This window comes from uncultured Thermosynechococcus sp., from assembly GCF_937958135.1.
GTDB lineage: Bacteria > Cyanobacteriota > Cyanobacteriia > Thermosynechococcales > Thermosynechococcaceae > Thermosynechococcus.
The window spans coordinates 1-7,808 of record NZ_CALGOG010000087.1 but is presented as its reverse complement, the minus strand read 5'-3'; the positions used below and the strand labels follow the sequence as shown (position 1 = coordinate 7,808).

7 protein-coding genes and 1 pseudogene are annotated in these 7,808 nt (G+C 51.6%); 4 read left to right on the top strand and 4 right to left on the bottom strand.

Translation table 11 applies throughout. From position 1 onward, the window contains the following. Nucleotides 1-753, top strand: a 753-nt coding sequence (locus tag Q0711_RS10310) for a Piwi domain-containing protein (protein ID WP_299042498.1), incomplete at its 5' end; no start/stop codon positions are given. A 26-nt stretch (nt 754-779) separates the two neighbouring features. Here the strand turns inward: Q0711_RS10310 and leuB are convergent. The 4 genes from leuB to cofH all read right to left on the bottom strand — a co-directional run bounded on the left by leuB (nt 780) and on the right by cofH (nt 5,727). Continuing rightward, nucleotides 780-1,865, bottom strand: coding sequence for a 3-isopropylmalate dehydrogenase (gene leuB, locus Q0711_RS10305; protein WP_298615969.1), 1,086 nt, complete (start codon nt 1,863-1,865; stop codon nt 780-782). A gap of 57 nt (nt 1,866-1,922) precedes the next feature. After that, entirely contained in the window at nt 1,923-2,837 is a 915-nt protein-coding gene (locus Q0711_RS10300; RefSeq protein ID WP_298615971.1) for a pentapeptide repeat-containing protein, read from the bottom strand. A gap of 86 nt (nt 2,838-2,923) precedes the next feature. After that, complete coding sequence (locus Q0711_RS10295; RefSeq protein WP_298615973.1) at nt 2,924-4,525, bottom strand: DUF3352 domain-containing protein; 1,602 nt, start codon at nt 4,523-4,525, stop codon at nt 2,924-2,926. Next, nucleotides 4,522-5,727: a 7,8-didemethyl-8-hydroxy-5-deazariboflavin synthase subunit CofH gene (gene cofH, locus Q0711_RS10290; RefSeq protein ID WP_299042493.1), complete on the bottom strand. Its 1,206-nt coding sequence runs from the start codon at nt 5,725-5,727 to the stop codon at nt 4,522-4,524. Before cofH ends, Q0711_RS10295 begins: the two co-directional genes overlap by 4 nt. 475 nt (nt 5,728-6,202) lie before the next feature. Between cofH and Q0711_RS10285 the strand changes: the two genes are divergently transcribed. The 3 genes and pseudogenes from Q0711_RS10285 to Q0711_RS10275 all read left to right on the top strand — a co-directional run. Further along, a complete protein-coding gene (locus Q0711_RS10285) occupies nt 6,203-6,877 on the top strand; it encodes a BsaWI family type II restriction enzyme (RefSeq protein WP_298617703.1) in 675 nt (224 codons plus the stop codon). Between the two features lie 89 nt (nt 6,878-6,966). Beyond that, nucleotides 6,967-7,464: pseudogene (locus Q0711_RS10280) on the top strand (DNA methyltransferase); the annotation flags it as partial. Nucleotides 7,465-7,601: 137 nt separating this feature from the next. Further along, the coding region (locus Q0711_RS10275) for a helix-turn-helix domain-containing protein (protein ID WP_299042489.1) at nt 7,602-7,808 on the top strand (207 nt) is incomplete at its 3' end.

The window sequence follows — 7,808 nt, the reverse complement described above, 5'->3', positions numbered from 1 at the left end:
ATTGTCTTGGGTCTGCTTTGCAAAGCCAAGTGGCAGCCCATCCATCTACAGCCACATTCTGAGTGGGCGGAACTGATCATTGGTTTCGATGCAGGTACCAATCGTTCTCTATACTTTGGCACTCCTGCCTTTGCCATCCTTGCCAACGGTCAATCCTTGGGGTGGGAACTGCCGTCAGTACAACGGGGGGAGAAAATCAGTGGCGAGGCACTCTGGCAGACCGTCTGCAAGCTCGTGGGTAAGTTTAAGCAGTACCACTCCGAAAAGCGCTATCCTAAGAAGGTTCTTCTGCTGCGGGATGGCTTAGCGCGGCAAGACGAGTTCCAACGCACAATTGATGAACTCGGAAAAATGAACATTGCGGTAGATCTTCTGAGTGTGCGTAAAACGGGTGCAGGGCGGCTCGCTCAAATACAAAATCATCAATATGCTGCTGCCCCAAAGGGAACGGTGGTTTTTGAGGAACAAGAGCGCTCATTTATTCTCATTAGCAGCCAACCCATCAAAAGTAGGGGCAAGGAACTCGGCAGTGCTCGACCTCTGCGGGTGGTTCACGAGTATGGGAAAACTTCCCTAGAGCAACTGGCCATCCAAACCTACCACTTGACCCAGTTACATCCGGGGAGTGCTTTCAGCCATGCTCGCCTGCCCTGGGTACTGCACTTAGCCCATCGCCTGAGTCAAGAGTTTTCCCGCCTTCCGTCTCTTGACCTCGTTGCAACCCTAGACCGCGACAAGTTAATCGGTGTCTAAAGGCAGGAGGAGCGGTGGCTGGGGGTCTAGGGGGACAATTCCTTAATCAACAGGTTGCCCATCTCCCGACAGCCCACAAGGGTACAGCCCTCCGCCATGAGATCGGCGGTGCGATACCCGCGATCTAAAACGGCAGTAATTGCCTCCTCAATTGCTTGCGCTGCCGCTGGCTGGTTCAGACCGTAACGCAGCATCATTGCTGCACTCAGCACCATTGCCAAAGGATTGGCCTTATCTTGACCGGCAATATCTGGGGCAGAGCCGTGCACCGGTTCAAACAGACCGGGACCAGATTCCCCCAGACTTGCCGAGGGCAGCATTCCAATACTCCCCGTGAGCATTGCCGCAATGTCAGAGAGAATATCCCCAAATAGGTTAGCGGTAACAATTGTGTCAAATTGTTTTGGGGCGCGCACTAGCTGCATGGCGGCATTGTCCACGTAAAGATGGGTTAGCGCCACATCGGGATACTCTATACTCAGGGCACTCAGGCGATCGCGCCACAGTTGAGAGACCTCGAGAACATTGGCCTTATCTACCGAGCAGAGCTTGCCCTGCCGTTTGCGGGCGATCTCAAAGGCCACTCGCCCAATGCGATCAATCTCGCTTGCAGTGTAGGCCATGGTATTGACCCCCCGCTGCTCCCCCGTTTCAGTGGTGAAGATTCCCCGCGGTTGACCAAAGTAAATGCCACCCGTGAGTTCGCGCACCACCATCAGATCCACACCCGCAATCACCTCTGGCTTCAAGGAAGAGGCATGGATCAGTTGGGGAAAGATTTTGGCGGGGCGTAAGTTGGCAAATAACCCCAGACCGGCGCGGAGGGCAAGGAGGCCGGTTTCCGGGCGCAGATGGCGGGGCAAATTGTCCCACTGCGTGCCGCCAATGGCAGCTAAAAGGACGGCATCACTCTGGCGACAGGTTTCGAGGGTTGCGGCTGGCAGGGGTTCTCCCACCGCGTCAATGGCCGCTCCCCCCACTAACGCAGGCACAAACTCAAATTCGAGGTTAAAGCGAGGGGCGATCGCCCGCAACACCTCCAGCGCTACAGCGGTAATTTCTGGACCAATGCCATCCCCGGCCAAAACCGCAATCCGATATGGGGTTGCCATGCCTCTCTCAAAATCACTGATCTTTTACTCTACACCAGCAGCGGTCTCTCCCTGAGACTATTCCGAGAGATAGCCATCCGGCAGTATCGCCTCACTCATCTCCACGGCACTGAGATCCACGCCATTGAGACTGGCGCCTGTGAGAATTGCTTCAATGAGATTGGCTCCCCGCAAGTCGGCACCACTGAGATTTGCCCCCATTAAATTGGCACCAATGAGAATCGCTGAACTCAGATCTGCTCCCCGCAATAGGGCTTGAGCAAGGCTCACCCCCCGTAAATCGGCACCCACAAGGTTGGCTTTGTCCAAACAGGCATGGCGTAAATTGGCTTCCTTGAAAGCCACCTCCCGCAGATTGGCTTCTTCAAGGCGGGCACGGCGCAGATTCGCCCCGATGAGAATCGCCCGCTCTAGGTTGGCCTGTTGCAAATTCGTGGCGCTGAGATTGGCACCGCGTAAATTGGCCTGTACAAGTTGACTTTCCCGCAAAACCGCATCCGCGAGATCGGCACCCCGCAGGTACGCTTCAGTTAAGTTGGCACGGCTCAGGTTGGCACGCTCTAGCTCGGCAAGGGTGAGATCCGTGAGCGTGAGATTGGCATCCCGTAAAATTGCTTCACTAAGTTGGGCACCGGTGAGGTTGGCCTCACTAAGATCGGCATTGGCAAGGTTGGCACGGGTCAAATCTGCTCCCGTTAAGTTAGCCTTGCGCAGAGACGCCCAGCGCAGATCGGCACTGATTAAAATCACCCCCCGCAGATCGGCCCCCCGCAGATCTGCTTGACTGAGATTGACGGCAGTTAGGATTGCTCCCCGCAAATCAGCCCCTTGCAGGTTAGTACTTTGTAAAGCAGCATCCGTGAGGTCGGCACGGGAAAGGTCAATGCCCGCCAAAACACACCGACTCAGGTTAGCATGGCGCAAATGTATCCCTGCGAAATTGCGATCGCCAAGGTTATATCGTTTCAGCAAAACATCCGGTTCCACAGTAATTGAGTCACTTCCTTAGATCGCAAATCCGAGTCTATATTTGAGAGTGCCCTCGACCTTGACCGAATCTACCGTGATGAGATTGGTTTTAGGCGAATTCGGGCAATGTAGTGGGTAAACTGATTATCCCGCACATCACTAGTGATGCCTAGAGCAGCAAAGGGCTGGAGCGATCGCGCCACTTCGGGAGCCAGTTGTGGCACGAGCAAGTTGTTTTGCAATGGCCCTAGATCACTCAAATTCAGGTAGAACTGTGTGCCTTTCGGATTGGGAAGCACAGCCCGGTAGAGGGGAGAGTCCGCTAGGGAGCGCTCAGGACGGCGACTCACATCCGTCAGAGGCCCCAACGTCAAAAAAAAGGTATTGTCATTGAGCCAGCCATGCTGTCCCACCGGCAGGCCGGGGGGAATGCGCCAGGTGGTGATGGGTTGGGGTTCTGTTGCCGTTTGCTGCACTTGCCAGCGCAGGCGATCGCGAATTTGGCTATCCAGTTGACTGAGGGCTTGGCTAGCTTGGGGGCGACTGCTGGTCTGCGTTAAAAAGAGCAAGCTAGGAGCATTCCCCAGCGAAGCAATGGGCACAAAAGCAGCGGCAAACTCACCATCCATCCAAGGCACAAAAGCCTGCTGCCAATCGAGGCCAGTGAGATCTTTAACCGTGTTGGCGATTGTCTCTTTAATGGAGGCAGGTGCATTCTGCCATGAACTCCTAAAGGAGCCTGTACTGTAAAACGCCAGGGTTGTTTCAGGCACGAGACGACTGAGTTCACGGCTTTGGCCTTCACTGACCAAGGCTTGATTCTGTTCGGAACGCCACGTCACGGCCTCTAGCTCAATCTGCTCAGGGGTCAGGTCGGCGGTGAGCACCATCCCCTGTAGCTCGCGAGGGGGTTCAGGCAGACGTCCCTCAGGGGCAGCCATCTGACTGGCTAAAAAGGCAGGCAAGTTCAAATAGAGTTCCGCCAAAGGGCGATGATCCGATAACCCCTTGACTGCCTGTTGATAGTTGGGCTGGCGGGCAATGCCGTTGTTGGCTTGGGCGGTGGCAATGACCTGTTGCAAAGCGCTCTGGTGCTGACTCCAGACAAGGTAGGCTTTGTCTGCGTGCTTGAGGAGGGCGATCGCGCCACCATCGGGGTCGGGGAGAATTCCCTTGGCCTTGAAGATTTTGACGCCATTGATTTCTGTGATGGGTTCGCCGATAACACTTTGCAGGAGTTGCTCTCCCATGGGGAGATTTAGCGTCGGCACAATCCAAGCATAGGGGGGCAGTGGCGATTCCCTAAGCGATTCCGGCGTCATGGGCAAGAGTACTAGGGTGGCCTGGTCACCGATGAAAGGACGCACATCCTTGAGGTAATCTAGCTGCTCAAGATTGACTCCCGCCGGCGACAAAGGCGCATAGGTGGGATTTAACCAGGGTTGTGTTTGCAATAAGCCACTTTTGGCAAGGGCTTCCCAAGGCTGGGGATCGGTGGGCAGGGTGAGGGTCAGCAAGGCCGTTGGGGGAGCGATCGCCATCCCTGGGGCGATCGGACGTTGACTGAAGCGTTGCCATAGAAAGACCCCGGCTGCAGCGGCTGCGCCGACAATGACAACTGCTGCACCACCCACAAACCAGGGCTGGAACCGACGGGCAGACTGAACTGAGGGCTGAGATTTAAGGGTCATCGAGGCTCTCCAACAAGTGCGTACAGTGTGGTGCGCTGACGCGGGGTTCGCCCCAAGGAGCGAATTGCTGCCACGAGATTGGCTGGGCTAACTCCTGTTCCTCCCTGTGCTCCGGCCACTGAAGTGATATGTTCTTCCATCAGCGTTCCCCCCAAATCATTACAGCCCCAATCCAGTGCCATGGTTGCCCCCCCTAGGCCGAGTTTGACCCAACTGGGCTGGTGGTTGACAATCCACTGTCCCAAAAATAACCGCGCCACCGCCGTCAGTACCAATGTCGGTAATAGCTGTGGCTGGAGGTGTCCTACCCATTGTCGCATTGCCTTGGGCGCAAGTTCCCCGACGTAAGGCAGCAGGATAAACTCCGTAATGCGGGCGGGATAGTCGCGCTCCAGGGCTTTTTGCTGAAGTCGCTGTAGGTGTTGTAGGTGAGCCACTTGATCCGCGGGGGTTTCAATGTGGCCGCAGAGCATTGTACTGGTTGTCCATACCCCCAAGCGATGGGCTGTTTCCACAATCTCCAGCCAAGTGGCAGTGTTAATTTTCTCAGGACAAATTCTTGAGCGCACGCGATCCACGAGCACCTCCGCAGCCGTACCGGGCATGGAGTCCACCCCACTCTGATGCAGAACGTCAATCACTTGGGCATAGGAAAGGCCATCTTCACGGGCAATAAATTGAATCTCTTGGGGCGAAAAGGCGTGGAGATGGACGCCAGGAAAGGCGGTTTTAATTTCCCGCACGAGGGATTGGTAATAGCGCAACGTAGAGCTGCCTTCCTTGGCGGCTGGATTGAGTCCCCCCTGCATACAGATTTCCGTTGCGCCTTGGGCAACTGCATCAGCCACTTTGCCAAGAATCCTGTCAATATCGAGCCAGTAGGCATCGGCAGCGGTGGCATCGCGGCGAAAGGCACAGAAGCCGCAGTGTTGTTCGCAGATATTCGTGAAGTTGATGTTGCGGTTAACCACATAGGTGACGGTATCTCCCACCTGTTGTTGGCGCAGGCGATCGCTGGCGGTTTGCAGCGCCCTGAGGAGGGGGGGCAAGGGGTCTTGAGGGTCACTGACGGCGGCCACAGGAAGGGCGGTTGTCAAAAGATGCAAAGCCTGTGGAGCAGAAATGCCGTTGTTAGCCAGAACCTCCTCTAGCTCCGCGAATGCCTGAGCCTCATGCCGCGCGATCGCCCCGGTAGTCTGCATGGAATTCACTCCTCCTCAAGGAAATTAGGGCATTTTTTCTCTAGCCTATATCGTATCTCTAGTTCACGATCCCCTTCACCCTCTTCTGACATAGCATTTTTAACGCACACAACCACCTTCTGTTCACTTCACATAAATCATCTAGAAACTCTTGGCTTGAAAATTTTCTGTGTATTGTTTTATTTTTCTACCAACCAAATTCTGAATAGTTAAGCTAATTAAGCTAATAAAACAAGTCTCCCATATTGTGAAAACAGATGTTAGCTAGATCTTCAAGACCGGTTGCGAATTTAGAACTGGATAGCCACAAGAACCGAGGCACTTCAGAACAGACTTGACAATAACTACAAAAGATGAAATAATAAGTCGAACAATGTTTTGATCTTTTGAGGCAAGGATGCGATACCTCTTTCCTTACTTTCTCGCTTTTCAAACTGACGATCAACACTTCTGAAGTAGAGTTGGAGTAGAGTAAATGGATAAGGAAGAAATTCTTAAGAGCTTTGAAGCCTTTCTGAAAGAGCACGGGGATGCAGCACTTGAAAAATTAAATGAGTTTCTAGATCAACAGCAAAGTCAATTTTATTCAAATCACTCCTATGAAAATGATAAAATGGCAAGGCAAGCATGGGTTTCAACTATTGGTCGGGTATTAGAAGACATTACCAAAAGACTTTTGCAAGATTTTTGTTATAACCATGGATTAGGAATAACCTCTGATCGCGAGTTAATCAATCCCAAAACTCCCGAATTAGAAACAGTCAGAAGGAATATAGAAGTTTTCTTTGGTGAATACTCAGTACTACCAGATAGTGATATTGTTATCTATTCCAAAAATAACTACCAAGTAATAGTGATTATTTCTGTTAAAAATTCTTTTCGTGAGAGATACACTGAAACTCCTTACTGGAAACTGAAGCTAGCTAGTTTTAATACCACTAAGCACATAAAAGTGCTAATGGTCACACCTGATAAAGACAATGAGCTATCTTCAAAAGCCAATCCCAGAAAGGCACGCATTGTACTAGAATATGATCTCGACGGTGTTTATATCGCAAAACAGGACTTTGATAGAGCTGACAAAGTAAAATCCATGAAAGACTTAATACCAGATCTTAAAAAACTAGTACGAGAAGATCAATGGAAATAATCTCTAAAAAACAAGCATTTTTCCAAATGAAAGATATATGGCTATTCCTTGACAATAGCCTTAATTCGGACTTATTTACTGAGCCTTTTATTGACTTAATTGTGACTTCTCCGCCCTATAATGTCGGTCTTGAATATCACTCGGTGAAAGATGATGTCCCCTACAGTGATTATCTAGAGTTTAGTAGAGTTTGGATGTCAAACTGTTTGAATTGGACAAAAATAGGCGGGCGATTGTGTCTCAATATTCCACTAGATAAGAACAAAGGTGGGCAGCGCAGTGTAGGCGCCGATTTGACCGTTTTAGCCCAAGAGGTTGGTTGGAAATATCAATCCACCATTGTCTGGAATGAAGGGAATATTTCACGCCGCACCGCTTGGGGGTCTTGGATGTCGCCTTCAGCGCCCTATGTGATTGCTCCAGTAGAGTTAATTGTCGTGCTGTATAAGGAGGAATGGCGGCGCAAATCCAATCAAAACCCTGACATCACGCGAGAAGAGTTCATGGAATGGACAAATGGCCTATAGAAATTTAGCGGTGAGAGTAAAAAAAAGATTGGTCATCCTGCCCTCTTTCCAAGGGAGATCGACTCTAGTATTGCATATAGTGCGCAATAGTGTATAGTTGTGTTTATGGAAAACACAATGAATATAGGCAGATAGAAGTCCGGGTTGTATGTGTTGAAACGGGCGCGATAGTCTGGCGTTCTACTGACGAGAAATACATGCATCTGACACACAAGATTGCCCTTTGTCCGACACCTGAACAGGTGGACTACTTCAAGCGCGCATGCGGCACGGCAAGGCGCGTCTGGAATTGGGCGTTGGATGAGTGGAACAAGCAATACGCGGCGGGTCGCAAGCCGAATGCGATGGATCTGAAAAAGCAGTTCAACGCTATCAAATACAGTGATCCGCAATGGCTTGACGAG

Bases quoted from the DNA above. Each gene is read 5' to 3' on its own strand.
- Q0711_RS10285 (WP_298617703.1), top strand. From the start codon at position 6,203: ATGGATAAGGAAGAAATTCTTAAGAGCTTTGAAGCCTTTCTGAAAGAG.
- Q0711_RS10295 (WP_298615973.1), bottom strand. From the start codon at position 4,525: ATGACCCTTAAATCTCAGCCCTCAGTTCAGTCTGCCCGTCGGTTCCAG.
- leuB (WP_298615969.1), bottom strand. From the start codon at position 1,865: ATGGCAACCCCATATCGGATTGCGGTTTTGGCCGGGGATGGCATTGGT.
- cofH (WP_299042493.1), bottom strand. From the start codon at position 5,727: ATGCAGACTACCGGGGCGATCGCGCGGCATGAGGCTCAGGCATTCGCG.